Genomic DNA, 26,463 nt, shown 5'->3' with positions numbered 1-26,463 from the left:
TCGATTTTATGATGTTCGTCAAATTTTGGATAGTTTGGTAAAATGCCGCCGTATGATAAACCTGTCTTGATATGTGTCAACAAATACACAATCGGGATGGGGCAAAACGCACAAAAAGGTACGGTATGGCTCCGCATAATACTACACATCAGATGAAAACGCTGTGTTCTTCCTGTTCCCTGAGGGAACTCTGCCTGCCTGTCGGGCTGCTGCCCAACGAGTTCAGCCAACTCGATGCCGTCATCCGCCAGAGCCGCCGCCTGAAAAAAGGCGAATACCTGTTCCGTGCCGGCGAAGCCTTTACCTCGCTCTTTGCCATCCGTTCGGGTTTCTTCAAAACAACCGTCGCCAGTCAGGACGGACGCGATCAGGTAACGGGTTTTTTTATGTCGGGCGAACTCATCGGTATGGACGGCATCTGTTCCCATGTACACAGTTGCGATGCGGTCGCCTTGGAAGACAGCGAAGTGTGTGAACTGCCGTTTACCCACATCGAAGAACTGGGGCAGAATATCCCCAGCCTGCGTACACACTTCTTCCGTATGATGAGTCGTGAAATCGTGCGCGACCAAGGTGTTATGCTGCTGTTGGGCAATATGCGCGCCGAAGAGCGGATTGCCGCCTTCCTGCTGAACCTTTCCCAAAGGCTCTACTCGCGCGGTTTCGCCGCCAACGATTTCATCTTAAGAATGTCCCGCGAAGAAATCGGCAGTTATCTCGGGCTGAAACTTGAAACCGTCAGCCGCACATTATCCAAGTTCCATCAGGAAGGATTGATTTCCGTCGAACACAAACACATCAAGATCCTCAATCTGCAGGTGTTGAAAAAAATGGTGTCTGGCTGTTCGCACGCCATTTGAGCCATTGTCGTCCAGGATAATGCATATAGGCAGGATATTTGTTCTTCCCATAATTTCAGATAGTATGGGAAAGCAAATATCCTGTCTTTGTTTTACAGACAAAATGCCGTCTGAAGGGAAAACACTAAATAGAGAAATCTTCGCTGACGGGTGTGTACAGGATTTTGTCCACCTTTTCACGGGTCAGGTGCGGTGCAAACGATTGGATAAAGTCATACGCATATCCGCGCAAATAAGTATCGTTGCGCAAAGCAATCCACGTCGGCGACGGCTCGAACAGGTGTGCTGCATCCACAAGCTGCAAATCGCCGTCCGTATCCGGGTTGTACGCCATTTTCGCCATCAGTCCCACGCCTAAACCCAAGCGCACATAAGTCTTCAATACGTCCGTATCCGCCGCCGCCAATGCGACATCCGGCCGTTCCAAACGGGCTTTGGCGAATGCCCGCGCGATGCTGCTGCCCGCATTGAATGCAAATTCATAAGTAATCAGCGGAAACCTCGCCAAATCTTCAATACGGAGGGGATTCCTGCATTCGAGCAGCGGATGGTCGTTCGGCACAATTACCGCGTGTGTCCAGTCGTAGCAGGAAAGTCTTCCCAATTCGGGGTGGTCGTCTATACGTTCCGTAACAATCGCCAAATCCGCCTCGCCTGATGTAACCATACGTGCGATGGCGGCAGGGCTTCCCTGTTTGATGGTCAGATTGACTTTCGGGTAGCGTTTCACGAAATCGGCAACAATCAACGGTAGGGCATAACGCGCCTGAGTATGCGTCGTAGCAACCGTCAGCGAGCCGCTGTCGTGTCCGGTAAACTCGCTGCCGATATTTTTAATGTTCTGAACATCGCGCAAAATACGTTCTGCAATATCCAAAACCACCTTGCCCGGCTGCGAGACCGAAACCACGCGCTTGCCGCTGCGGATAAAAATCTGAATGCCGATTTCTTCTTCCAGCAATTTGATTTGTTTGGAGATGCCGGGTTGTGATGTGAATAAGGCTTCGGCCGCTTCGGAAACGTTCAGGTTGTGCCGGTAAACTTCTAAGGCGTATTTTAATTGCTGTAATTTCATGTCGGGTCGGTGTGGGTCTGTGTCGGGTGGCTGAACATTGTTTATAATTTATCATATTTTCTTGCCGTTACGGTATGGGGCTTTGCCGTTGTGTTTGTTGTTTTTGTGCAACGGCAATCGTGCGATATGGAAAAAATCCCCCTAAAGTAATGACACGGAATTGATTTTTCGGCATGATAGACTATCAGGAAACAGGCTGTTTTACGGTTGTTTTCAGGCGTTGAGTATTGACAGTCCGCCCCCTGCTTCTTTATAGTGGAGACTGAAATATCCGATTTGCCGCCATGTTTCTACAGCGGCCTGTATGTTGGCAATTCAGCAGTTGCTTCTGTATCTGCTGTACAAATTTAATGAGGGAATAAAATGACCAAACAGCTGAAATTAAGCGCATTATTCGTTGCATTGCTCGCTTCCGGCACTGCTATGGCGAGCGAAGCCCATATCCACGGTTATACCGTGAGCGGCCAATCACAAGAAGTCGTACGCAACAACTACGGCGAATGCTGGAAAAACACTTACTTCGACAAAGCAACCCAAGGTCGCGTAGAGTGTGGCGATGCAGTTGAACCGGCTCCTGTTGCTGTTGTAGAGCAGGCTCCGCAATATGTTGACGAAACCGTTTCTCTGTCTGCCAAAACCCTGTTCGGTTTCGACAAAGACGTACTGCGTGCCGAAGCCCAAGACAACCTGAAAGTATTGGCCCAACGCCTGGGTCAAACCAACGTACAATCCGTACGTGTTGAAGGTCATACCGACTTCATGGGTTCTGAAAAATACAACCAGGCTCTGTCCGAGCGTCGCGCCAACGTAGTGGCAAACTACCTGGTCAGCAACGGTGTGCCTGCTTCTAAAACTTCTGCTGTCGGCTTGGGCGAATCTCAAGCGCAAATGACTCAAGTTTGTGAAGCTGAAGTTGCCAAACTGGGTGCAAAAGCCTCTAAAGCCAAAAAACGTGAGGCTCTGATTGCATGTATCGAACCTGACCGCCGTGTTGACGTGAAAATCCGCAGCATCGTAACCCGTCAGGTTGCTCCGGCTCATGTTCACACCCAACAATAAGCTTTAAAAGCATCTTGCCGATGGGTAGGGTTGGATTCCTCTCCTGTATAAGAGAAGAGGTTTACGTATCAAACTCTAATCGGTTCTGATGAAACAAAACAAACCCCGCTTTTGCGGGGTTTGTTTTTAGGATGCTTGAGGAAACGGTTATTGTCAGAATATGGGGTAGGGTTTATGCTCCATCAAAATCTTCCTGGTGTCTTGAAACTCCGGTTTTGAAGGCGATAGAATTTGGATTTGTTTGTGAGGGAACAAACTCTCTCAAATCAGTGCTGTACGCGGTGCTGCGTTTTATGTGCGGTACTGTGTAAAATACAGCAGATTAATAAAAATCAACATGGCGGTGCGTTCGGATATTTTGCGACATGAAAGAATTTGACTTCATCAAACGGTATTTGCAAACAGGTGCGGATAAGGATGTCGTATTGGGCATAGGCGACGATGCGGCGATTGTCCGCCCGCGTGAAGGCTTCGATTTGTGTTTCAGTGCGGATATGCTTTTGAAGGACAGGCATTTTTTTGCAGATGTCAAACCTGAAGACTTGGCTTGGAAGGTTTTGGCCGTCAATATTTCAGATATGGCGGCGATGGGTGCGATGCCGCGTTGGGTGTTGTTAAGTGCGGCGTTGCCCGAATTGGATGAGGTATGGCTGAAACGGTTTTGCGGCAGCTTTTTCGGTTTGGCAAAAAAGTTTGGCGTAACGTTAATCGGCGGCGATACGACCAAGGGCGATATGGCGTTCAATGTAACCATTATCGGCGAATTGCCGAAGGGTAGGGCGTTGCGGCGTGATGCGGCGGTTGCGGGCGACGATATTTGGGTGTCGGGGCGTGTCGGTATGGCGGCTGCGGCTTTGAACTGCCGTCTGAAACGGTGTGTGTTGCCGGATGATGTATTTGCCGAATGCGAACAAAAGCTGCTCCGCCCCGAGCCAAGGGTTGGGCTGGGGCTTGCGCTGTTGCCATTTGCCCGGGCGGCGCAGGATGTTTCAGACGGCCTCGCGCAAGATTTGGGGCATATCCTGACCGCTTCCGGCGTTGGGGCGGAAATTTGGGCCGATTCGCTGCCGTCTTTATCCGTATTGAAAGATATTTTGCCCCGAGCGCAATGGCTGTCTTATACTTTGGCCGGCGGCGATGATTACGAACTGGTATTTACCGCATCGGAAAGTTGCCGCGAAAGCGTGCTTGCCGCAGCAGAACGATGCGGCGTGCCGGTAACTCGTATCGGTAAAATCAATGGGGAATGCCGTCTGAAGGTTTTAGATGCCGGCGGCAGGGAATTGGAACTACATTCTTTAGGATTCGATCATTTTGGCTGACTTTAAACCTGATTGGGCGTGGCTGCGGCAGCGTCCCTTGCGTTTTTTGGCTTTCGGTTTCGGCAGCGGGCTGGCTCCGTTTGCGCCGGGAACATTCGGTACTTTGGCGGCACTGCCTTTGGCATTTGTGCTGATATTGGCGGGTGTGGACGGATGGCTGCTGGCATTGTTGTGCGCCGTGTTGTTTGTTTGGGGCATACGCATTTGCGCGTGTGCGGAAAAGGAAAGCGGCGTATCCGACCACGGCGGCATCGTGTGGGATGAAATCGTTGCGATGATGTTTGTGCTGGCGTTTGTGCCGTTCAGGTGGACGTGGTGGCTGGCGGCATTTGTTCTGTTCCGTCTGTTTGACGCGCTCAAACCGTCCCCCGTCGGTTGGTTTGACAAAAACCTGCACGGCGGTTTGGGCATTATGGCGGACGATATGGCGGCTGCGGTGATGACCTTGATTGTCTTGAGGATTGCAATGCTGTTTTAAACGGTGCTGCCTTGTAAAAATGCCGTCTGAAAGCCTTTCAGACGGCATTGTTTCGGAGGTTAACGCGTTACCGGTTTATATTTAATCCGTTTCGGTTTCGCGCCTTCTTCGCCCAAACGGCGTTTCTTGTCGGCTTCGTATTCCTGATAGTTGCCGTCGAAGAACACCCATTTGGAGTCGCCCTCGCAAGCCAAGATATGCGTGGCGATGCGGTCGAGGAACCAACGGTCATGCGAAATCACCATCACGCTGCCGGCAAATTCCAACAATGCGTCTTCCAGCGCGCGCAGGGTTTCTACATCAAGGTCGTTAGACGGTTCGTCCAGCAGCAACACATTGCCGCCGCTCAACAAGGTTTTCGCCAAGTGCAAACGTCCGCGTTCGCCGCCTGACAATTGACCTGAGATTTTGCTTTGGTCGCTGCCTTTAAAGTTGAAACGACCCAAATATTGGCGGGCGGGAATTTCAAACTGACCAACCTGCAAAATGTCGCGGCCTTCGGCGATGTTGTCGAACACGGTTTTGTCGTTTTGCAAACCTTCGCGGCTTTGGTCAATCAAGCTCATTTTCACGGTTTGACCGATTTTCACTTCGCCGGAATCAGGCTGCTCTTTGCCTGAAATCATTTTAAACAGCGTAGATTTACCCGCGCCGTTCGGACCGATGATGCCGACAATCGCGCCCGCAGGTACTTTAAAGCTCAAATCGTCAATCAGCACTTTATCGCCAAACGATTTGGAAACGTTCACAAATTCAATTACTTCGTTACCCAAACGTTCGGCAACAGGGATAAAGATTTCCTGAGTTTCGTTGCGTTTTTGGTATTCGTAGTTGCTCATTTCTTCAAAACGCGCCAGACGCGCTTTGGACTTGGCTTGGCGGCCTTTGGCATTTTGGCGTACCCATTCCAATTCCTGCTTCATCGCTTTCACGCGCGCAGCTTCGGATTTCGCCTCGTTTTCCAAACGTTTTTCTTTCTGCTCCAGCCAAGACGAGTAATTGCCTTTCCACGGAATGCCGTGTCCGCGGTCGAGTTCCAAAATCCATTCGGCGGCGTTGTCGAGGAAGTAGCGGTCGTGCGTTACCGCAACGACTGTACCGGGGAAGCGGACCAAGAATTGCTCCAGCCATTCGACAGATTCCGCGTCCAAGTGGTTGGTCGGCTCGTCAAGCAAAAGCATATCGGGCTTGCTCAACAAGAGTTTGCACAAAGCCACACGGCGTTTTTCACCGCCGGATAAATTGCCGATTTTGGCATCCCAATCAGGCAGGCGCAACGCGTCGGCAGCGATTTCCAATTCATGTTCCGCACCGCCGCCGGTAGACGAACCCGCCGCAATAATCGCTTCCAAGCGGCCCTGCTCTTCTGCCAACGCGTCAAAATCCGCATCAGGATTGGCATACTCGGCATACACTTCTTCCAAACGTTTCTGCGCCGCAGCCACTTCGCCCAAACCGCTTTCCACTTCCTCGCGCACGGTTTTTTCAGGATCAAGCTCCGGCTCTTGCGGCAGATAGCCGATTTTGATGCCGCCCATCGGCACGGCTTCGCCCTCGAATTCCTTATCCACACCCGCCATAATCCGCAGCACGGTGGACTTGCCCGCGCCGTTCAAACCGAGCAGGCCGATTTTCGCGCCGGGGAAGAAGGAAAGGGAAATATCTTTAATGATGGTTTTCTGCGGCGGCACAACCTTACTCACGCGCAGCATAGAATAGACGTATTGTTGAGACATGGTTTTTCTCGATTCGGTCAAACAAATTTCAGACGGCCCATTTTAACCGATTGCTCAAATACTTGCTTGTTCAAATGCCGTCTGAAAATAGAAATCAGCATCACAATATGCAGCAAAACCGAACCAATGCTTTCATTCTCCAAAATTTTCAACACGAAACCGTAAAAAATTTGATTTAAGCCAGTTTATCTTTGAACAAACGTTGCCAATAATCGATATGCTCCATAAAATGCGCCTATATCCTTGAAAGTACATAAACAAATAATAACGACAAAGAAACACCGCGCTAAAAACAACTTCAGATTTCCCAATACAAATACTTTTAAAATAAGGATTTGCCTCATGTCTGAACATACGCAAAAAACAACAAAACAAGGTTTGCCCTCACTGGCAAAAAGTACGATTTGGATGCTGAGCTTCGGCTATCTCGGCGTTCAGACGGCCTTTACCCTGCAAAGCTCGCAAATGAGCCGAATTTTTCAAACGCTAGGCGCAGACCCGCACAATTTAGGCTGGTTTTTCATCCTGCCGCCGCTGGCCGGTATGCTGGTTCAGCCGATTGTAGGCTACTACTCAGACCGAACTTGGATGCCGCGCCTGGGTGGCCGCCGCCTGCCCTATCTGCTTTACGGCACGCTGATTGCGGTCATCGTGATGATTCTGATGCCCAACTCGGGCAGCTTCGGTTTTGGCTACGCTTCTTTGGCGGCTTTGTCGTTTGGCGCGCTGATGATTGCGCTGTTGGACGTGTCGTCGAATATGGCGATGCAGCCGTTTAAGATGATGGTCGGCGACATGGTCAACGAGGAGCAGAAAAGCTACGCCTACGGGATTCAAAGTTTCTTAGCGAATACGGGCGCGGTTGTGGCGGCGATTCTGCCGTTTGTGTTCGCGTATATCGGTTTGGCGAATACGGCCGAAAAAGGCGTTGTGCCGCAGACCGTGGTTGTAGCATTCTATGTGGGCGCGGCGTTACTGATTATTACCAGTGCGTTCACGATTTTCAAAGTGAAGGAATACGATCCGGAAACCTACGCCCGCTATCACGGCATCGACGTCGCTGCGAATCAGGAAAAAGCCAACTGGTTCGAACTTTTGAAAACCGCGCCTAAAGCGTTTTGGACGGTTACTTTGGTACAATTCTTCTGCTGGTTTGCCTTCCAATATATGTGGACTTACTCGGCAGGCGCGATTGCGGAAAACGTTTGGCAGACAACCGATGCCTCTTCCGTAGGCTATCAGGAAGCAGGCAACTGGTACGGCGTTTTGGCGGCGGTACAATCCATTGCTGCCGTTATCTGCTCGTTTATTCTGGCAAAAGTACCGAATAAATACCATAAAGCCGGTTATTTCGGTTGCTTGGCTTTGGGTGCGCTCGGTTTCTTCTCCGTTTTCTTCATCAGCAACCAATACGCGCTGGTGTTGTCTTATACCTTAATCGGTATTGCGTGGGCCGGTATCATTACCTATCCTTTGACGATTGTGACCAATGCCCTCTCAGGCAAACACATGGGTACTTATTTGGGCCTGTTCAACGGTTCTATCTGTATGCCTCAAATCGTCGCTTCGCTGCTGAGTTTCGTCCTCTTCCCTATGCTGGGCAGCCATCAGGCAACCATGTTCTTGGTTGCCGGCGCAGTCTTGTTGATGGGGGCTTTCTCAGTATGCCTGATTAAAGAGACCCACGGCGAATAATCCGTTTCAACACCATCGGCAAAGGCCGTCTGAAACCTTTGCCGATCTGACAATTTTAATAACAGGAGCTTCATAAATGTACACGAGAATCATGGAAGTCAGCCCTTGGACACTGCGTTCGACAAAACTGGAAAAAGAGCACAAACGGCTGCAAGAGAGCCTGACCAGCTTGGGCAACGGCTATATGGGCATGCGCGGCAACTTTGAAGAAACCTACTCCGCCGACAGTCACTTGGGTACCTACATCGCCGGCGTGTGGTTCCCCGACAAAACCCGCGTCGGCTGGTGGAAAAACGGCTATCCTAAATATTTCGGCAAAGCCATCAATGCGCTCAATTTCAGCAAAGTCAAAATCTTTGTCGACGGACAAGAGGTGGACTTGGCGAAAAACGACGTTGCCGACTTCTCCGTTGAACTCGATATGCAGCACGGCGTGTTGCGCCGCTCGTTCACCGTATTCGGCGTGCGTTTCGATGTGTGCAAATTCCTGTCCGTCGCGCAAAAAGAGCTGGCTCTCATCCGCTGGGAAGCCGTATCCGTTGACGGCAAAACCCACCAAGTCCGCATCGATTCCATCATCGACGCCGACGTGAAAAACGAAGACTCCAACTACGAAGAAAAATTCTGGCAGGTATTGGACAAAGGCGTTTCAGACGGCCTCTCCTACATTGCCACCCAAACCGTCGCCAATCCTTTCGGCGTGGAACAATTCATCGTCAACGCCGAGCAAACCTTCGCCGGCAGCTTCAAAGCTCTCGGCGGCAGCCAAACCGACTGGCAGGTCTCCAATTCTTTCGAAGCCGAAGTCGGCGGCACGCCCGAAACCTTTGAAAAACGCGTGATTGTTACCACCAGCCGCGATTATCAAGGCTTGGACGCAGTGAAAGCCGCAGGCCGCTCCTTGTCGGAAAAAATCGCAGACGTTGCGTTTGAAACCTTGCTGGACGCACACAAAGCAGGCTGGCTGCACCGTTGGGAAATCGCCGACGTGGTCATCGAAGGCAGCGACGAAGCGCAACAAGGCATCCGCTTCAACCTGTTCCAACTGTTCTCCACCTACTACGGCGAAGACGCGCGCCTGAACATCGGCCCCAAAGGCTTTACCGGAGAAAAATACGGCGGCGCAACCTATTGGGATACTGAAGCCTACGCCGTACCGCTCTACCTCGCGCTGGCTAAACCCGAAGTTACCCGCAACCTGCTGCAATACCGCCGCAACCAACTGCCGCAGGCGCAACACAACGCGTGCGAACAGGGCTTGGCGGGCGCACTTTATCCGATGGTAACGTTTACGGGCATTGAGTGCCACAACGAATGGGAAATTACCTTTGAAGAAATCCACCGCAACGGCGCGATTCCTTACGCCATCTACAACTACACCAACTACACCGGCGATGAAAGCTATCTTGCCAAAGAAGGCTTGGAAGTCTTGGTCGAAGTGTCCCGCTTCTGGGCGGACCGCGTCCACTTCTCCAAACGCAACGGCAAATACATGATTCACGGCGTAACCGGCCCGAACGAATACGAAAACAACATCAACAACAACTGGTACACCAACACCCTCGCCGCATGGGTATTGGACTACACCCGCGAGGCCTTGGCGAAATACCCTCGTCCCGATTTGAACGTGAGTGCCGCCGAGTTGGAAAAATGGGCGGACATCAGCGCCAATATGTACCGTCCGCATGACGAAGAACTCGGCGTATTCGTGCAGCACGACGGCTTCCTCGACAAAGACATCCGCCCCGTGTCCGCGCTTTCGCCCGATGATTTGCCGCTCAACCAGAAATGGTCGTGGGACAAAATCCTGCGTTCGCCCTTCATCAAACAGGCGGACGTATTGCAAGGCATCTACTTCTTCGGCGACCGTTTCAACATGGACGAAAAACGTCGCAACTTCGATTTCTACGAACCGATGACCGTGCACGAAAGCTCGTTGTCGCCATGTATCCACTCTATTCTTGCTGCCGAACTGGGCAAAGAAGAAAAAGCTGTGGAAATGTACCAGCGCACCGCCCGCCTGGACTTGGACAACTACAACAACGACACCGAAGACGGCCTGCACATCACCTCCATGACCGGCTCGTGGCTCGCCATCGTCCAAGGTTTCGCCCAAATGAAAACCTGGGGCGGCAAACTCAGCTTCGCCCCGTTCCTGCCGAGTGCTTGGACAGGCTACGCCTTCCATATCAACTACCGAGGCCGTCTGATTAAAGTCGCAGTCGGCAAAGAAAACGTCGTCTTCACCCTGCTCAAAGGCGAGCCGCTCGATTTGCAGGTGTACGGCAAAGACATCACACTCAACGGCAGCCACACTGTCGCGTTGGAAAAATAAGGAGGGCGAAAAATGACGTTTACCGCAGTGCTCTTTGACCTCGACGGCGTCATCACCGACACCGCCGAATACCACTACCGCGCATGGAAAAAGCTCGCCGAAGAACTGGGCATCGGCATCGACCGCAAGTTTAACGAGCAGCTCAAAGGCGTGTCGCGCGACGATTCGCTCAAACGCATCCTCGCACACGGCGGCAAAACCGTCGGCGAAGCCGAGTTTGCCGAACTGACCCGCCACAAAAACGACAACTACGTCGAGATGATTCAGGCAGTCAAACCCGAAGACGTGTACCCCGGCATTTTGCCGCTGCTGGAAGCATTGAAAGTAAACGGCAAAAAAATCGCCCTCGCGTCCGCCAGTAAAAACGGCCCGTTCCTGCTCGAACGCATGGGGCTGACCCACTTCTTCGACGCCATTGCCGACCCTGCTGCCGTCGCGCATTCCAAACCCGCCCCCGACATCTTCCTCGCCGCTGCCGAGGGCGTGGGTGCGGACATCCGCCGCTGCATCGGCATCGAAGACGCAGCGGCAGGAGTAGCCGCCATCAAAGCCGCCGGCGCCTTGCCCATCGGCGTGGGCAAAGCCGAAGACTTGGGCAGCGACATCGCGCTGGTGTCCGGCACCGCCGAGCTGACCTACGCCTACCTGCAAAACGTGTGGGAACAGTCGGGCAGGTAAAGCACGTCAGATAAAGTGTCAAGGAAGTAAAAGGCCGTCTGAAAAATATTTCAGACGGCCTTTCTGCTTTTATAGTGGATTAACAAAAACCAGTACGGCGTTACCTCGCCTTAGCTCAAAGAGAACGATTCTCTAAGGTGCTGAAGCACCAAGTGAATCGGTTCCGTACTATTTGTACTGTCTGCGGCTTCGTTGCCTTGTCCTGATTTTTGTTAATCCACTATAGAACAGAATGATAACCCAACTTACGCAACCCTAAAAACTGAATGCCAATTTCTTAACCATGCTATTCAAATTTATTTGAACGATTTTTTTTTCTAACCAGTCAACCTTAACAATCACTATTAAAATGCGCACCGATGTTCTGTCTCCACCTGTATGCGGCTTGGGCGACGGCGAGGCTGCATTCGAGTAGGTTGCGGTTTTCGTATTCGGACGCGGTGTGCGGTTCGGTTTGGTTTTGCTTCCAAAGCCGCAGCTGGGCGATGGCGCGGCGCAGGCCGGTATCGTTGCGGAGGATGCCCAGATGGCGTTGGTTGAACGCTTGCAGGGTGGGGCGGCTGAATGCGTTTTGGAGGCCGTCTGAAAAGATGCCTGCTTCGGCGGTGGGGCTTTCAGACGGCCTTTGGGGCGGTGCGGTTTGGAACGCTTGTCCGTCCGCGATGGTTTGGGCGGCAAGCCTGGCGGTAACGACGCATTCGAGCAGGGAGTTGCTGGCGAGGCGGTTGGCTCCGTGCAAGCCGGTGCAGGCGGTTTCGCCTAAGGCGTAGAGCTGCGGCAGGGAGGTTCTGCCGCAGGGGTCGGTTTGGATGCCGCCGCAGGTGTAGTGCTGCACGGGGCGGACGGGGATGGCTTGGCGCGTGATGTCCAGGCCGCATTGGGATAAACAGTACCGATGGATGGAAGGGAAATGCCGGCGGACGAACGCTGCGGGTTGATGGCTGATATCGAGCGAGACGAAATCTTGCGTTTGTTTGGCGATTTCGGCGGCGATGGCGCGGGCAACGATGTCGCGCGGCGCGAGTTCGGCGCGGCGGTCGTAATGCGGCATAAACCGTTCGCCCGCTTGGTTGGTCAGGATGCCGCCTTCGCCGCGCACGGCTTCGGAAATCAGGAAGGTGCGGCCGTTTTCAGACGGCCTTGCCAAGCCTGTGGGGTGGAATTGGATAAATTCGAGGTTTTCGACTGCGCAGCCTGCGCGTATCGCCATGGCGATGGCGTCGCCCGTGCATTCGGGCGGCGTGGTGGTGGCGGCGTAAATTTGTCCGAGGCCGCCGCCTGCGAGTACGGTATGGAGTGCGCGGATGCGGTGGGTTTCTTGCGTTCGGCGGTCGAGGACGGTCAGTCCGCACGCCGCACCTGATTCGGTTTGAATGTCCAACGCCATCTGCCGCTCGCAAACGCGGATGTTCGGGCGGCGGCGTATTTGGGTAATCAGGCTCTGCATGACGGCTTCGCCCGTGTAGTCGGCGACGTGGGCGATTCGGCGGCAGGTGTGCCCGCCTTCGCGTGTCAGGTGCAGACCGTTATTATTTTGGTCGAACGCCACGCCCTGCGCCAGCAGCCATTCGATTGCCGGTTTGCCCTGCGACAGGATGGTGCGGACGGCGGCTTCGTTGCACAAACCTGCGCCCGCTTCCAAAGTATCGGCAACGTGTTTTTCGATGTCGTCCTCTCCCGACCACGCCGCCGCAATCCCGCCTTGCGCATGACGGCTGGCGGTGTCGTCCAGCCGGTTTTTGCACAAAATGACGATGCAGAACGATTCAGGCAGCGACAGGGCGAGCGTCAGTGCCGCCAGCCCGTTTCCGGCAATCAATACGTCGCAATCGGTTTGCATGGTGTTGTCCTTGTTTGAGAGGTCGTCTGAAACGGCAATATGGACGGCAAATCAGGCGGGGCCCATGCCGTTGAACACATCCCCGCGTTTGAGTCCTGCCGCGAAGTCGAGCATACGCTGCAAAGGCAGTTTGGCGGCTTCGCCCAGCTTCCTGTCCAACAGTATTTCGTTGCGTCCGCTTGTCAGGGCGTATTTGATGCCGCCCAGCGAATTCATCGCCATCCACGGGCAGAACGCGCAGCTTTTGCAGCTTCCGCCGTTGCCTGCCGTCGGGGCGGCGATAAATTCTTTGTCGGGCGCCTGCTTTTGCATTTCGTGCAGGATGCCCAAATCGGTTGCCACGATGAATTTTTTTTCGGGACGCGATACGGCGGCTTTCAGCAGTTTGCTGGTCGAGCCGACCACGTCGCCCAGTTCAATGACGCTTTGCGGCGATTCGGGATGAACCAGCACCACCGCGTCGGGGTGTTCCGTCTTCAACGCCGCCAGCTCCTGCCCTTTGAATTCGTTGTGGACGATGCACGAACCCTGCCACAACAGCATATCCGCGCCCGTTTCGCGGCGGATGTAGTCGCCGAGGTGGCGGTCGGGTCCCCAAATCAGTTTCTCGCCGCGCGATTTCAGATACGACACGATTTCCAACGCCACCGAAGACGTTACCACCCAATCGGCACGCGCTTTCACGGCGGCGGAAGTGTTGGCGTACACCACCACCGTGCGGTCGGGGTGTTGGTCGCAAAACGCCGAAAACGCCTCTTCCGGACAGCCCAAATCCAAAGAACATTCCGCTTCCAAATCAGGCATCAGCACCGTTTTTTCAGGGCAGAGGATTTTCGCGCTCTCACCCATGAATCGCACGCCCGCCACCACCAATGTACCGGCTTCGTGTTCCGCGCCGAAGCGTGCCATTTCCAGCGAATCGCCCACACATCCGCCCGTTTCCAAAGCCAAATCCTGAATCAGCGGGTCAACATAATAATGCGCCACCAAAACCGCGTTTTTCTCCTCCAGCAAAGCCTTGATTTCGTCTTTCAGACGGCCTGCCGTCTCGCGGTCGGGCGTATCGGCAACCTTCGCCCACGCCTGACGGATTTGGCAGGCGGAAGTCGGCGTTTGGATGAGGGGCATATCGTAGTCGAACGAGCGGCGGGCGGCGGTTTGCATGATGTTTCCTTGTAGCTGGTTTTTGAGGCGGCATGAAGGTTTGCTGTCTGTTTTTCAAACTGTTTTTACATTATGCTCAACTTGAGTATAATATGCAAGGTCGTCTGAAAACAGGTTTGCGATACCGCAAAACCGACCTGCTTGTTCCGACAAGCCGCTTTGGTTTATAGTGGATTAACAAAAATCAGGACAAGGCGACGAAGCCGCAGACAGTACAAATAGTACGGCAAGGCGAGGCAACGCTGTACTGGTTTAAATTTAATCCACTATACAATAAAGCCTTTCCCAACCGCAGAAAGCCGAGCATGGATGCCTACCCCGAAGCCGAAGCCCCGCCGCAAAGCATCGTCGAGTTGGTTCCCGTATTGATTGCCGTTACCGACGGCGGCCTGCGGGTATTGACCGTCGCCCAAGGCACGCTCCTGCCCAACGGCCCGCTCTCCCCCCTGCGCAATTCCCTGCAGGCGGGCGTGAAGCTGTGGGTCGCCAAGCAGACTTCGCAGCCTATGGGCTATGTGGAACAGCTTTACACCTTTGTCGATACCCACCGCCGCAACGAACACGGCATGCCCGTCTTGTACGTCAGCTATTTGGGGCTGGTGCGCGAGGCAGCCGACAGCATCCTGCATCCCGACGCGAAATGGCAGGACTGCTACGGCTATTTCCCGTGGGAAGACTTGCGCACCGACGGCGGACAGCGCGACGCCGTCGTCAGCCGACTGCGCATTTGGGCAAACTCGGCGGACACGGAGGAAGTGCGTCAAATGCGGCTCAAGCGCATTCATTTGTGTTGGGGGGTCGAACCGGAAAACTGGTCGGAAGAATACGTTTTGCAACGCTATGAAATGTTGTATGAAAGCGGCCTGATAGCGGAGGCCGCCGAGCCGCAGGCAAACTTCGACTTCGCGCTTACGGGGCAGCCCATGCGCCACGACCACCGCCGCGTACTGGCGACCGCCCTGTCTCGCCTGCGCGCCAAAATCAAATACCGCCCCGTGATTTTTGAACTGATGCCGCCCGAATTCACGCTGCTGCAACTGCAAAACAGTGTCGAAGCCATCAGCGGCAGATTGCTGCACAAGCAAAACTTCCGCCGTCAGATTCAGCAGCAAAACCTCATCGAGCCGTCGGATACCGGCGTATCGGGCAGCAAAGGCCGTCCCGCGCAGCTTTGCCGCTTCCGCGATGACGTCCTGCCCGACAGGCTGATTTCGGACATCGGATTGCCGCTGGGCAGCCGTTAGCCCGTTTTCAGACGGCATCAAATGAAGTTTTGCCCCATCGGTGCAACATCCATCTTTTTCAACAAAGGAAACTCCATGCCGTCTGAGAACACCCTTTTTCCCCTGCCCGACACCCTGTTGCGCCCCATGGTGGAACAAGCCTTGAGCGAAGATTTGGGCAGGCGCGGCGACATTACGTCCGCCGCCGTCATCGCGCCTGACAAAACCGCCAAACTCTTCCTCGTCAGCCGCGAAAACGGCGTCATCGCCGGCATGGACTTGGCGCGCCTCGCCTTTCAGACGATGGATCCGTCCGTCCGCTTTCAAGCTGAAATCCAAGACGGGCAAACCGTCCGCGCAGGTCAGACGCTTGCCGCCGTCGAAGGCAACGCCCGCGCCCTGCTCGCCGCCGAACGCACCGCGCTCAACTACCTCACGCACTTAAGCGGCATCGCCACCGCCACCGCGCGTGCCGTTGCCGAAGTCGCCGAATACGGTACAGATATCGTGTGCAGCCGCAAAACCATCCCCCTGCTGCGCGTCCTGCAAAAATACGCCGTCAGGGCGGGCGGCGGCGTGAACCACCGCATGGGTTTGGACGATGCCGTACTCATCAAAGACAACCACCTCGCCTATTGCGACAGCATCGCCCAAGCCGTTCGGCAGGCAAAACAGGTGGTCGGAGCATTGACCTGCGTGGAAATCGAAGTGGACACGTTGGCACAACTGGACGAAGCCATCGCAGCGGGCGCGGAACGGATTTTGCTGGACAACATGGACGACGAAACCCTGAAAGAAGCGGCAAACCGCTGCCACACGCAAACTGTCCATCCCCACACCCTCTATTGCGAAGCATCGGGCGGCATCGGCTTCGACCGACTGAAGCGCGTGGCACAAACCGGCGTGGACGGCATCGCCCTCGGCTATCTGACCCACAGCAGCCGTTCGTTGGACATAGGTCTGGATTTTGTGGCGTGAGTTTTAGGGTGTAGGCGGCTGTCTGATATGTCAGGCAAGGAACCGCTTAACCGTAATCCGGTTATTGCCTCAAGGAGGAAATGCCGTCTGAAAGATTCTTCAGACGGCATTTTTCGTGAAGGTTGTGATGCTTTAGAAAAAACAGCATTTCAGGCAGGCGCAATTTAGGCATTTCGGCATTGGAACCATTTGATGAACGGTAGCCGAAAGATACTTCATTAACGGAGCGGTCAGCCGGAACACCTATCCAATGCACCCATATCTGCACATACCACCACCGCGTCTTTCACTACCGTCGGCAACGCTAAAGCCATATCGGTATGTATCTGGTTTTTCTTGTCGAGGATGCGGTGCATCGTTAGGAAGGCACGACCGATGCACATCTTGCCCGTATCGTCGGCGGCGATGATGAAATGCCGAACCGGATGTTGGCGTTGGACAGCCTGTCGCGCAGAACGGCCTTGATTCACGGAAAATATCCATAATGGTTTTCTTAAAAAATACGGATGATTCCGCTCGGCGGCAGGGCAGGGGAAAGGACAGAGGCGGCAGTTTTATGCCGTCTGAAAGCCTGTCTTTACGCTTGTTTGCAAAAATAGTGGGAAAAGGAACATACAATCCTGTACAATGAGCCATAAACAATTGATTTATAATATAATTTATAAAGATAATCAAAATCATCCATATCTGCCGCCCGTCAATCCGCTTGGCGGGCGGAAAAGGTTTTAGGAATACCGATGAACACAATACCGCTCCACACCATACTCAAACTTATGGCGCATCCCGAACGTATGGCGATACTGATCCAACTGTTGGACAGCGAACGCAATATCGTCGAACTGGCAAAATCCTTATCCCTGTCGGCTACCGCAGTTTCCAACCATTTGAACCGCCTGCGCGTGGAAGGTCTAGTCGATTTTACGCGTTACCACCGCATTATCGAATACCGCCTGATTTCCGAAGACGCGGCGGTGATTCTGCACACGGTTCGCGATTTGGAAAACAAACGCGTGGCATAGTGTTAGAATCCTTTCCTTTTGCCGTCTGAACGTTTCAGACAGCATTTTTCGGAAATGTTATGAAAATCACCACTTGGAACGTCAATTCGCTCAATGTACGTCTGCCGCAGGTGCAAAACCTGCTTGCCGATAATCCGCCGGATATCCTTGTTTTACAAGAACTCAAGCTCGATCAGGACAAGTTTCCCGCCGCCGCCTTGCAGATGATGGGCTGGCACTGTGTTTGGAGCGGGCAGAAAACCTACAACGGCGTGGCAATTGTCAGCCGCAGCGCGCCGGAAGACGTGCATTTCGGTTTGCCCTCCCTGCCGGACGATCCGCAACGGCGCGTGATTGCGGCAACCGTCGGCGGCGTGCGCGTCATCAATGTCTATTGCGTCAACGGCGAGGCTTTGGACAGCCCCAAATTCAAATATAAGGAACAGTGGTTTGCCGCATTAACCGAATTTGTCCGCGACGAAATGACCCGCTACGGCAAACTGGTGCTGCTGGGCGATTTCAATATCGCGCCTGCCGATGCGGACTGTTACGACCCTGAAAAATGGTATGAAAAAATCCACTGTTCGTCCGTCGAACGGCAGTGGTTTCAAAATCTGCTGGATTTGGGATTGACCGACAGTTTGCGCCATATCCATCCCGAAGGTGCGTTTTACACATGGTTCGACTATCGCGGCGCGATGTTCCAGCGCAAACTGGGCCTGCGTATCGACCATATATTGGTTACGTCCGAAATGGCGGCCGTTTTGAAGGATGTCCGCGTCGATTTGGAGACGCGCGCGCTGGAGCGTCCGAGCGACCACGCGCCCGTGTGTGCGGAATTCGATTGGTAGGATGAAAGGCAGATGCCGTCTGAAACCGTTTTCGGGTTTCAGACGGCATCTTTGTTTGAAGGTTCAAACCGTGTATCGGTAAAGCGCAATCATCAGCGGCATGGTGATGACGCACAGCAGGGTAGTGATGCCGTAAATCGCGCTTGCCTTGCATGCGTCGTTGCCGTATACGACCGCCATTTGCGTGATGGTTGCCGCCGATGGGCTGATGGTGGCGAGAAAGCTGATGAGGACGACGGTTTCGGACAGGGCGTTGAGGTGTGCCAGCCCCGACAGTTTGACGACGGCAAGCAGTATCAGCGGAATCAGAATCAGCCGCAGGAATGCCACGGCATATAGCCTTGCCGAACACAAAAGCGCGTGCGGCGGCACGGAGGCTATCAGCATTCCGGCAACAATCATGGCAACCGGTCCGATCATGCTGCCGACGGCGGCGAGGGTGTTGTCCATCAGGCGGGGCAGTTTGATTTGGAAGGCAAACATCAGCAGTCCGGTAAAAATGCAGAGGATGTTGATGTTGGTCAGGATGGTTTTCCATGAAAGCCTGACGTTGCCCGAGACCAGCAGGCGCAGGTGCGTCCAAAACAGGACGGTTTGCACGATGATGAAGCCGCCGGTGTAGATGACCCACTCCGAACCGAAAACGGACATGACCAGCGGAATAATCAGGTTGCCCGAATTGCTGTACACCATCGCGGCGTGTTCCAGACTGTCGAGCCTGAGCAGCTTTTTCAGGATTTTGCCGATGGCAATCAGCAGGATGTGGAAGAGGACGGCGAGCTTGACTGAAAGCAGCAGACCTTGTGCCACTTCGGGCGTGTAGCCGATTTGGAAGGCGTGCAGCATTACCGACGGGCTGATGAGGTAGAGGGCGATGACCGACAGCGGATAGCTGTTTTCCGATTTGAGCAGCCCCGATTTCACCAAACCGATGCCCATAAAAACAATCAGTGTCAGTTCGGCGATTTTGCCTGCAAGGAGCAGGGCGGTATCCATAGAATCACCGTGTCAGAAAAAAGGGAAAGATTGTACGCCTGCGGGCGCAAATACGGAAATGCCGTCTGAAAAGCATTCAGACGGCATTGGCGTTGCAGGGCGCGTTATATGTGCCGTGCGGCATTGACGGCGCGTTGGTCGGGGTTAATCAGGATTTCGACGCGGCGGTTTTGTGCGCGGCCTTCAGCCGTAGCGTTGGAAGCGGCAGGCATATGCGAGCCGTAGCCGTAAACCGCCAGTCGCGAAGCCGCCACGCCGCGCGTCTGCAGATAGTAGGCAACCGCTTGGGCGCGGTGTTGGGAAAGCGGGTTGTTGACGGCATCCGAACCCGTGTTGTCGGTGTGGCCGTTGATGGTCAGCGTGGTATCCGGATATTGCACCAGCGTTTGTGCGGCAGTATTCAGCGCAAATTGCGCATTGTCGCTTAAAACCGCGCTGCCTGTGGCAAAGGTAACGTTTTCGGGCATTACCAGCTTAATCTGGTTGCCTTGGCGTTGAACCTGGACTTGTGTGCCGGTAAGGCTTTGGCGGAGCCGCTGCTCTTGATAGTCCATATAACCGCCGATGCCCGCGCCGATTGCGCCGCAGGCAAGCGCGGAATTGCGTGCGCCTTTGCCGCTGTGGGTCAGTGCGCCGACGATGCCGCATACTGCCGCGCCGCCCAAACCGTACATGGCGGATTTGCTTGGGGACTGCTGTCCGGTTACAGGGTCGGCAACGCAGCCGGAAAGCGCGAGTGCGGATGCGGTCAGCACGACGGTAAAGGGTTTGAAGAAAGCCATAATGTGTCCTTTTTCGGGTATAAAGGCCGATGATAAACAATCATGCCGTCCAAATAAGCGGCGTTAACCTGAAATTACCCGATTTTTCCCGAAACAACACCGGTTTGTCGGTATTTGCGCCGAAACTTCCGCCATATCCACAAAAAACGGACCTTGACGTCGTAACCGACCGAGCCAGCACCCAGTATCAGCAATACCGCCGAAACGGGCAGGGCGAAGTGGTGTCCGATTTTATGGTAGCCCCACGCACCGATGATGCCGCCGAGCAGAAAGGCCTGCATCATGCCGCTGAGCAGCCACATTTTGGGTTTGTTGACGCGGACGTGCGGCAGGCGGGGATGGTGGGTTTTGGAGTAATACAGGGCGCGTGAGATTTCGATGCCCAAGTCGGTCGCCGTACCCGTCATGTGGGTCGAGCGGATGGCACCGCCCGATAAAAGCGTCATGACTGTGTTGTGCATCCCCATGATGAAGCAGAGCAAGAACAGCGCGAGGGAAGGGAAGACCAAGCCTCCGTCCGTATCCCATTGCAGCGCGGTAATGCCGAACAGGCCGAAAACCAGCAGGTAAACCGCTTCCAGCCACATCGACAACCCGTAGCTGCCCCGAAAGCGCATTTGCTGCGTCCATAAAATCACCCAGCCCGAATGCGCCGCACCCGCGATGAAACACAACACGCTGACCATCGCCACCGCTGCCGCCGTCCATTGCTTCAGATATACCATGTCCGCCAGCAGCGACATCGAGCCGGTAACGTGCGACGTGTAGCGGGCAAATGCAAAAAAACCGCCGGCATTGATTGCGCCTGCCAGCAGCGACATGATGTAGCCCAATCGGCGGAAACGCGCATCCGAAATGTGGTGTTCGTGCAGGTAGGGGCGGTCGGCCTGCCAAAACGGCGGGATGTGGTGGCGGCTGCGGCGGGCGTGTTTGGCGTGGCGGTCGGATTCGTTCATAATGGGCGGACGGTTCGGAAAGCATGTTCAAGAACCGCATTTTATAGCGAAAACAATCTAGGGGCGAACTTCACAAATTTTTGAAAAGAGCGTACATTGAATCTGTTTCCGAGGAGGGTAGAACACCATGCGCCGATACATCGCGGCCGCCGCCGCAATACTCATACTGACTGCCTGCGCCACACCCGAACAGCAGGCGGCATACCGTCAGGCACAGCAACGCTACGAACAGGACCTGCAAGTCGCCCTTGCAGCGCAATGCGACCGCGAGACTGCACAGCTTATCCGCCGTCAGTTCGATTCAGGATATGCGCCCATGCCCGATGCCGAAAGACAGATATTTAAAACACGCTATACCGAAAAGCTTTCCGATCCCATGTTCCAAGCCTGTTACAAAATGGCGTGGCAGAACTACATCTCGCAACAGCAGCTGAAAGAAGTACGCCTGTCGCGCTATTACGACGATTGGGGCTATCCGTTTTACCGTCCCTGGTGGTAGTCAGAAGCGGCAGTATATGCCGTCTGAACGTGCCTACTGTCTATAAACCGCAATACCGTTTACAATGACCGCCTGTTTCATCACATACCCGAACATAACAATGAAAATCAGGCTGGGGCGGCATGACGCGCCCGACTTTCCACAGGGTGCCGCCGTAACCATAGGTAACTTCGACGGCGTGCACCTCGGACACAAACACATCCTCCAAAAACTCCGCCTCGAAGCCGACACGCGCGGATTACCCGTCGTGGCCGTCGTTTTCGAACCGCAACCTAAAGAATTTTTTGCAAGCCGCACCGGCAAAACCCCGCCGTGCCGCATCAGCCCCCTGCGTACCAAGCTGGAATTGCTGGAAGGCACGGGCTGCGTCGATGCCGTCTGGGTTTTGCGTTTCGACAGGAATTTTTCCGAAATATCCGCGCAGGGGTTTATCGACCGCCTGCTGCGTCAAACCTTGAATACGCGCTATTTGCTCGTCGGCGACGATTTCCGTTTCGGTGCGGGGCGGGAAGGCTGTTTTGAACTTTTGGCACAACAGCCCGATATGCAAACCGAGCGCACGCCTTCCGTCATCGTCGAAGACATCCGCACCAGCAGCACCGCCGTCCGCCAAGCCCTTTCAGACGGCAACCTTGCCTATGCGAAAAAACTTTTGGGGCACGACTACGTTTTGGGGGGCAGGGTGGTGCACGGCAGAAAACTCGGGCGCACCTTAAACGCCCCGACCGCCAACATCCGCCTGCCCGGTCACCGTTATGCCCTCGGCGGCGTGTTTGTCGTCGAAGCGGACGGCGTGTTCGGCACGCGGCGCGGCGTGGCGAGCTTCGGCTTCAATCCCACTGTTGATAGCGGCTGTTCTCAAAAGCTTGAAGTCCACCTGTTCGACTTTCAAGGCGATTTGTACGGGCAGGGGCTGAACGTCCGCTTCCTGCACAAACTGCGCGATGAGGAAAAGTTTGACGGTATGGAAGAACTGAAAAGGCAGATTGAAGCCGATATGGAAGCCGCAAGGCGTTGGTAGAAAAACCTTATACAAACCATCCGATTGGGCTACAATCAACCTTTTAACTGTTCGGACGGCACAGGGTTTTCCCGTTGTGAAATACTATTTGGGGCGCAATGCCGTCTGAAACCGAAATTATTGTAACAATAGAGATTAAAAAATGACCGATTACAGTAAAACCGTCAACCTGCTCGAGAGCCCGTTTCCGATGCGCGGCAATCTTGCCAAGCGCGAGCCTGCATGGCTGAAAAGCTGGTACGAGCAAAAACGCTACCAAAAACTGCGCGAAATCGCCAAAGGCCGTCCGAAGTTCATCCTGCACGACGGCCCGCCGTATGCCAACGGCGACATCCACATCGGTCACGCCGTCAACAAAATTCTCAAAGACATCATTATCCGCAGCAAAACCCAAGCCGGTTTCGACGCGCCTTATGTGCCGGGTTGGGACTGTCACGGTTTGCCTATCGAAGTGATGGTAGAAAAGCTGCACGGCAAAGACATGCCCAAAGTGCGTTTCCGCGAATTGTGCCGCGAATACGCCGCCGAACAAGTTGCCCGTCAGAAAAAAGACTTTATCCGCTTGGGCGTGTTGGGCGATTGGGATCATCCTTACCTGACCATGGATTTCAAAACCGAAGCAGATACCGTGCGTATGCTCGGTGAAATCTACAAATCCGGCTATCTCTACCGGGGCGCGAAACCGGTTCAATTCTGCTTGGACTGCGGTTCTTCGCTGGCGGAAGCGGAAGTGGAATACAAAGACAAAGTATCGCCTGCGATTGACGTTGCCTATCCGTTTAAAGACACTGCCGCGCTTGCCGCCGCATTCGGTTTGGCAGGTATCGAAGGTAAAGCGTTTGCCGTTATCTGGACAACCACGCCTTGGACGCTGCCTGCGAGCCAAGCCGTGTCGGCCGGCGCGGACGTGGTGTATCAATTAATCGATACGCCCAAAGGCAAATTGGTGCTGGCGAAAGATTTGGCGGAAGACGCTTTGAAACGCTACGGCTTTTCAGACGGCATTGCCATCCTTGCCGAAACCACCGGCGACAAGCTGGAAAACCTGCATATGAACCATCCGTTTTTGGAACGCGATATTCCTATGCTCAACGGCGACCACGTTACCACCGATGCCGGTACCGGCTTGGTGCACACCGCTCCCGCGCACGGTTTGGAAGACTACGCCGTCTGCAACAAATACGGCATCGAGCTTTACAACCCCGTCAACGCCGAGGGCAAATACATTAGCGAAACGCCGCGCGTTGCCGGTATGCGTGTTTGGGAGGCGAACCCCGTCATCCTGCAATGGCTGGAAGAAACCGGCAACCTCTTGGCAAACAGTAAAATCGAACACAGCTACGCCCACTGCTGGCGGCACAAAACGCCGCTGATTTACCGCGCGACAGGTCAATGGTTTGTCGGTATGGACAAAGCCGGTGCCGACGGCAAAACCCTGCGCGACAAAGCCATCAAAGCCGTGGACGATACCGAGTTTTTCCCGTCTTGGGGGCGCGCGCGTTTGGAAGCGATGATTGAAGGCCGTCCCGACTGGGTGGTTTCGCGCCAACGCTATTGGGGCACGCCGATGACTTTCTTTGTTCACAAAGAAACCGGTGAACTGCATCCGAACTCTGCCGAGTTGTTGGAAAAAGTTGCCCAAAAAATCGAAGAAAAAGGCATCGAAGCGTGGTTCTCACTCGATAAGAGCGAATTATTAAGCGCGGAAGATTGCGAACATTACGACAAACTTTCCGATACGATGGACGTATGGTTCGACTCCGGCTCGACCCATTATTCCGTCTTGAAACAACGCGAAGAATTGGAATGGCCGGCGGATTTGTATCTCGAAGGCAGCGACCAGCACCGGGGCTGGTTCCAATCGTCTATGCTGACCGGCTGCGCCTCATCAATGGGTCGCGCGCCGTACAAACAGCTTCTGACCCACGGTTTCGTGGTGGATCAAAACGGGCGCAAAATGTCGAAATCCATCGGCAACGTCGTCGCGCCGCAAGAAGTGTATAACGAGTTCGGCGCGGACATCCTGCGCCTGTGGGCGGCATCCACCGATTACAGCGGCGAATTGGCGATTTCCAAAGAAATCCTCAAGCGCGTAACCGAAAGCTACCGCCGTATCCGCAATACCTTGAGCTTTTTGTTTGCCAACTTGAGCGACTTTAATCCGATTGAAGATGCTGTTCCACAAGCAGAAATGGTGGAAATCGACCGCTACGCCCTGGTATTGGCGAGGCGGCTGCAAGAACGCGTTGCCGGTGATTTTTATCCGCGTTATGCCTTCCACTTTGCCGTGAAAGAAATGGTTTCTTTCTGCTCGGAAGACTTGGGCGCGTTCTACCTCGACATCCTGAAAGACCGCCTCTACACCACCCAAGCCGACAGCCGCGCCCGCCGCAGCGCGCAAACCGCCCTGTACCACATCACGCGCAGCCTGGTTCTCTTGATTGCACCGATTTTGTGCTTCACCGGCGAAGAAGCGTGGGACATCATCGGCGGCGGCGAAGAAGACAGCGTCCTCTTCCACACTTGGCACGAGTTCCCGACCATCAACGAAAAAGCCGAAGCCGAACTGGTGAAAAAATGGACGGCAATCCGCGAAGCCCGCGAAGCCGTTACCGCCGCCATCGAGCCTTTGCGCGCCGACAAAACCGTCGGTTCGTCCTTGCAAGCCGAAGCCGAAATCACCGCGCCGGAAGAAATGGCCGGCTACCTGAACGCCTTGGGCGAAGAATTGCGCTTTGCCATGCTGGTGTCTAAAGCAGAAGTGAAAGTCGGTGATGAACTTGCCGTTGCCGCCAAAGCCGGCAGCGGCGAAAAATGCGAACGCTGCTGGCACTACACCCACGATGTGGGCGCGGTTGCAGGCTATGAAACCGTCTGCAAACGCTGTGCAGAGAATGTCGGCGGAGAAGGCGAAACGCGTCATTACGCCTGATAAAGTTTGAGCAAATGCCGTCTGAAACCGCCGAACAGCATTTCAGACGGCATTTTTTGTGCCGCGATTTGTCTTCATAATGGCGGAGGGGTTTCAAGATTGCGGTGTTGTCGGGAATGACGGTTCGGGTATTTCACTGTGCCCGCCCGCGCCTGTCAACGGCGGGTGCATCAAAAATGCCGTCTGAAGGTTCAGACGGCATCGGTGTCGGGGAATCAGCGAGCCGTAGGGTGGGCTTCAGCCTGCTAACCCCACCAAATCCTACCCTGCGCAACTGAAGCGTCATTCCCACGAAAGTGGGAATCTAGAACGCAGGGGTGGAGCAACCGTTTTATCCGATAAGTTTCTGTGCGGACAGGTCTGGATTCCCGCCTGCGCGGGAATGACGGGTTTCAAGATTACGGCGTTTGCCGTTTCGGGTACAGGCAGGGGGTTTTCGGGTAAAATGGCACTCTTTTATCCGGCTGTTGAAAAATATGTCTTCATCTGTTTCAAGTAAAACGCGCTATTGGGTATTGGCACTTGCCGCCATCGTGCTGGACCAGTGGTCGAAGTGGGCGGTGCTGTCGTCGTTTCAGTATCGGGAACGCGTCAACGTCATTCCTTCCTTTTTCGATTTGACCTTGGTGTACAACCCGGGCGCGGCGTTCAGCTTCCTTGCCGATCAGGGCGGCTGGCAAAAATACTTTTTTTTGGTGCTGGCGGTGGCGGTGAGCGCGTATTTGGTACGCGCCATCTTGCGCGACGAGTTTGCAACCCTCGGCAAAATCGGGGCGGCGATGATTATCGGCGGTGCGTTAGGCAATGTCATCGATCGCCTGATACACGGTCATGTCGTCGATTTCTTATTGTTTTATTGGCAAAATTGGTTTTATCCCGCCTTTAATATTGCCGACAGCTTTATCTGCGTCGGTGCGGTGTTGGCAGTGTTGGACAATATCGTCCACCGCAAAGATGGCAAAAAAACGTGAATGCCGTCTGAACA

23 protein-coding genes are annotated in these 26,463 nt (G+C 54.2%); 15 read left to right on the top strand and 8 right to left on the bottom strand.

All coding sequences use genetic code 11. From position 1 onward, the window contains the following. The first annotated feature begins 125 nt into the window (after window positions 1–125). The gene (gene fnr / locus ACNAU7_RS03605) at window positions 126–860 is read left to right on the top strand and encodes a fumarate/nitrate reduction transcriptional regulator Fnr (RefSeq protein WP_308027438.1); all 735 of its coding nucleotides are present in this window, start codon (window positions 126–128) and stop codon (window positions 858–860) included. Between the two features lie 124 nt (window positions 861–984). Here the strand turns inward: fnr and ACNAU7_RS03600 are convergent, their stop codons facing one another. Beyond that, window positions 985–1,935, bottom strand: coding sequence for a CysB family HTH-type transcriptional regulator (locus ACNAU7_RS03600; RefSeq protein ID WP_196428343.1), 951 nt, complete (start codon window positions 1,933–1,935; stop codon window positions 985–987). 363 nt (window positions 1,936–2,298) lie between these two features. Here ACNAU7_RS03600 and ACNAU7_RS03595 point away from each other — a divergent pair, with 363 nt between their 5' ends. The 3 genes from ACNAU7_RS03595 (at window position 2,299) to ACNAU7_RS03585 (ending at window position 4,794) form a co-directional block, all read left to right on the top strand. Next, window positions 2,299–2,994 (top strand): OmpA family protein, encoded by a 696-nt coding sequence (locus ACNAU7_RS03595; protein ID WP_025458266.1) that lies wholly within the window; start codon window positions 2,299–2,301, stop codon window positions 2,992–2,994. 365 nt (window positions 2,995–3,359) lie between these two features. Next, window positions 3,360–4,316, top strand: coding sequence for a thiamine-phosphate kinase (gene thiL, locus ACNAU7_RS03590; protein ID WP_416300751.1), 957 nt, complete (start codon window positions 3,360–3,362; stop codon window positions 4,314–4,316). Beyond that, complete coding sequence (locus tag ACNAU7_RS03585; RefSeq protein WP_416300749.1) at window positions 4,309–4,794, top strand: phosphatidylglycerophosphatase A; 486 nt, start codon at window positions 4,309–4,311, stop codon at window positions 4,792–4,794. Before thiL ends, ACNAU7_RS03585 begins: the two co-directional genes overlap by 8 nt. 59 nt (window positions 4,795–4,853) lie before the next feature. Here ACNAU7_RS03585 and ettA read toward each other — a convergent pair whose 3' ends face one another. Continuing rightward, window positions 4,854–6,530: an energy-dependent translational throttle protein EttA gene (gene ettA, locus ACNAU7_RS03580; protein WP_416300747.1), complete on the bottom strand. Its 1,677-nt coding sequence runs from the start codon at window positions 6,528–6,530 to the stop codon at window positions 4,854–4,856. A gap of 342 nt (window positions 6,531–6,872) precedes the next feature. On the opposite strand from ettA, the gene ACNAU7_RS03575 reads away from it, so the two are divergent. From ACNAU7_RS03575 to pgmB, 3 genes are all read left to right on the top strand, one after another. Beyond that, entirely contained in the window at window positions 6,873–8,225 is a 1,353-nt protein-coding gene (locus tag ACNAU7_RS03575; RefSeq protein WP_036493892.1) for an SLC45 family MFS transporter, read from the top strand. A 76-nt stretch (window positions 8,226–8,301) separates the two neighbouring features. After that, window positions 8,302–10,560: a glycoside hydrolase family 65 protein gene (locus ACNAU7_RS03570; protein ID WP_416300744.1), complete on the top strand. Its 2,259-nt coding sequence runs from the start codon at window positions 8,302–8,304 to the stop codon at window positions 10,558–10,560. 12 nt (window positions 10,561–10,572) lie between these two features. Further along, window positions 10,573–11,238 carry a beta-phosphoglucomutase gene (pgmB, locus tag ACNAU7_RS03565; protein ID WP_416300742.1) on the top strand — a complete coding sequence of 222 codons (666 nt, stop codon included), beginning with the start codon at window positions 10,573–10,575 and terminating at the stop codon, window positions 11,236–11,238. Between the two features lie 331 nt (window positions 11,239–11,569). Here pgmB and nadB read toward each other — a convergent pair whose 3' ends face one another. Then, window positions 11,570–13,078, bottom strand: a complete 1,509-nt coding sequence (gene nadB / locus ACNAU7_RS03560; RefSeq protein ID WP_416300740.1) for an L-aspartate oxidase — start codon at window positions 13,076–13,078, stop codon at window positions 11,570–11,572. Window positions 13,079–13,129: 51 nt separating this feature from the next. Beyond that, window positions 13,130–14,242 (bottom strand): quinolinate synthase NadA, encoded by a 1,113-nt coding sequence (nadA, locus tag ACNAU7_RS03555; RefSeq protein ID WP_416300738.1) that lies wholly within the window; start codon window positions 14,240–14,242, stop codon window positions 13,130–13,132. A gap of 305 nt (window positions 14,243–14,547) precedes the next feature. Between nadA and ACNAU7_RS03550 the strand changes: the two genes are divergently transcribed. Together ACNAU7_RS03550 and nadC are read left to right on the top strand one after the other, a co-directional pair. Then, window positions 14,548–15,486, top strand: a complete 939-nt coding sequence (locus ACNAU7_RS03550; protein ID WP_127254402.1) for an NUDIX hydrolase — start codon at window positions 14,548–14,550, stop codon at window positions 15,484–15,486. 75 nt (window positions 15,487–15,561) lie between these two features. Then, window positions 15,562–16,443, top strand: coding sequence for a carboxylating nicotinate-nucleotide diphosphorylase (nadC, locus tag ACNAU7_RS03545; RefSeq protein WP_416300735.1), 882 nt, complete (start codon window positions 15,562–15,564; stop codon window positions 16,441–16,443). Window positions 16,444–16,673: 230 nt separating this feature from the next. On the opposite strand, the gene ACNAU7_RS03540 is transcribed toward nadC, so the two are convergent. Then, entirely contained in the window at window positions 16,674–16,913 is a 240-nt protein-coding gene (locus ACNAU7_RS03540; protein ID WP_416300733.1) for a hypothetical protein, read from the bottom strand. Between the two features lie 267 nt (window positions 16,914–17,180). On the opposite strand from ACNAU7_RS03540, the gene ACNAU7_RS03535 reads away from it, so the two are divergent. Further along, window positions 17,181–17,462, top strand: a complete 282-nt coding sequence (locus ACNAU7_RS03535) for an ArsR/SmtB family transcription factor (RefSeq protein ID WP_127207158.1) — start codon at window positions 17,181–17,183, stop codon at window positions 17,460–17,462. A 59-nt stretch (window positions 17,463–17,521) separates the two neighbouring features. Next, complete coding sequence (gene xth / locus ACNAU7_RS03530; RefSeq protein ID WP_416300731.1) at window positions 17,522–18,292, top strand: exodeoxyribonuclease III; 771 nt, start codon at window positions 17,522–17,524, stop codon at window positions 18,290–18,292. A gap of 63 nt (window positions 18,293–18,355) precedes the next feature. Here the strand turns inward: xth and ACNAU7_RS03525 are convergent, their stop codons facing one another. The 3 genes from ACNAU7_RS03525 to ACNAU7_RS03515 all read right to left on the bottom strand — a co-directional run bounded on the left by ACNAU7_RS03525 (window position 18,356) and on the right by ACNAU7_RS03515 (window position 21,026). Next, a complete protein-coding gene (locus ACNAU7_RS03525; RefSeq protein WP_416300729.1) occupies window positions 18,356–19,288 on the bottom strand; it encodes an AEC family transporter in 933 nt (310 codons plus the stop codon). 104 nt (window positions 19,289–19,392) lie between these two features. Beyond that, on the bottom strand, window positions 19,393–20,070 hold the full coding sequence (locus ACNAU7_RS03520) for an OmpA family protein (RefSeq protein ID WP_416300727.1): 678 nt from the start codon (window positions 20,068–20,070) through the stop codon (window positions 19,393–19,395). Window positions 20,071–20,144: 74 nt separating this feature from the next. Further along, entirely contained in the window at window positions 20,145–21,026 is an 882-nt protein-coding gene (locus ACNAU7_RS03515; protein WP_003749744.1) for a YoaK family protein, read from the bottom strand. A gap of 127 nt (window positions 21,027–21,153) precedes the next feature. Between ACNAU7_RS03515 and ACNAU7_RS03510 the strand changes: the two genes are divergently transcribed. The 4 genes from ACNAU7_RS03510 (at window position 21,154) to lspA (ending at window position 26,449) form a co-directional block, all read left to right on the top strand. Further along, a complete protein-coding gene (locus ACNAU7_RS03510; RefSeq protein WP_416300724.1) occupies window positions 21,154–21,525 on the top strand; it encodes a hypothetical protein in 372 nt (123 codons plus the stop codon). 100 nt (window positions 21,526–21,625) lie between these two features. Continuing rightward, a complete protein-coding gene (gene ribF / locus ACNAU7_RS03505; RefSeq protein WP_416300722.1) occupies window positions 21,626–22,546 on the top strand; it encodes a bifunctional riboflavin kinase/FAD synthetase in 921 nt (306 codons plus the stop codon). Window positions 22,547–22,688: 142 nt separating this feature from the next. Further along, window positions 22,689–25,478, top strand: coding sequence for an isoleucine--tRNA ligase (gene ileS / locus ACNAU7_RS03500; protein ID WP_013449470.1), 2,790 nt, complete (start codon window positions 22,689–22,691; stop codon window positions 25,476–25,478). Between the two features lie 476 nt (window positions 25,479–25,954). Further along, window positions 25,955–26,449 (top strand): signal peptidase II, encoded by a 495-nt coding sequence (gene lspA / locus ACNAU7_RS03495; protein WP_036470606.1) that lies wholly within the window; start codon window positions 25,955–25,957, stop codon window positions 26,447–26,449. Window positions 26,450–26,463 lie beyond the last annotated feature (14 nt).

The organism is Neisseria sp. LACPHL-SPEC-2024-00856, assembly GCF_047915665.1.
Taxonomy (GTDB): Bacteria; Pseudomonadota; Gammaproteobacteria; order Burkholderiales; family Neisseriaceae; genus Neisseria; species Neisseria polysaccharea.
Note: the sequence above shows the minus strand (reverse complement) of the source record. Positions and strands in the feature narration are given on the sequence as shown.